This window comes from Brevundimonas sp. P7753 (assembly GCF_013386595.1).
In the GTDB taxonomy this organism is placed as follows: Bacteria; Pseudomonadota; Alphaproteobacteria; order Caulobacterales; family Caulobacteraceae; genus Brevundimonas; species Brevundimonas bullata.
Genome location: NZ_JACARP010000127.1, coordinates 1 through 662, shown reverse-complemented (window position 1 = coordinate 662; position 662 = coordinate 1). Strand labels below are relative to the sequence as shown.

The 662-nt window shown below is 70.2% G+C and carries 1 protein-coding gene and 1 pseudogene; one reads left to right on the top strand and one right to left on the bottom strand.

The genetic code is table 11. From position 1 onward, the window contains the following. On the top strand, nt 1–358 hold a 358-nt coding region (locus tag HX774_RS18080; RefSeq protein ID WP_370523745.1), incomplete at its 5' end, for an oxygenase MpaB family protein. Nucleotides 359–440: 82 nt separating this feature from the next. On the opposite strand, the pseudogene HX774_RS18075 reads toward HX774_RS18080, so the two are convergent. Continuing rightward, nucleotides 441–662: pseudogene (locus HX774_RS18075) on the bottom strand (DUF2493 domain-containing protein); the annotation flags it as partial.

Here is a 662-nt window from a genome sequence, read left to right as displayed (position 1 = left end):
GACGGGGGCCCCCGTCTCGGCGGCGGCGATGGCGGCCCTCATCGCCCGGATGACGCCGGCCCTCGAACCGTCCCCCGTGCTGCAGGAGTTCCTCACGATCATGCGCACGGTCGAGATCGCGCCGCCCCCCCTCAAGCCCATACAATCGCTGCTGGTCCGCGCGGCGATCGATCTTGTGCCCGCCGACCTGCGGCGGCGCCTCGACCTCGGCGCCGATCAAGGCTTGCGCCCTTGGGAGAGACCGATGGTCCGGTTCGCCGGGAGTCTGGCCGACCGCATCCGTCTGGACGGCAGCCCGGCGGTCCAGGCGTGCCGTCGACTGGGTCTGCCCGCGAACCACCTTTACGGCCATCGCTGAACCCGGTGCTGACGGCCCCGTATGACAAACAAAAACCCGCCCGGCCGAAGCCGAGCGGGTCGTTGATCCCGGTCCTGATCCGTCAGGCGGCGCGCGCCTTGATGGACATGTGCCGCAGCCCGCACGCCATCGCCTTCTGTCCGAAGTTGAGCGCCGGTCCGAACGGCCGCTGATCCGCCCGCGCCCGGTCCACCGAATGGACCAGGGTCAGGCAGACCTCCGGCTCGAGGGCGATCAGTTCGTCGTTCGCCCGGAAAGGCGCCGCCTTGCCGTGCGTATCGAAATCCGCCCGGGCGAGGATCAG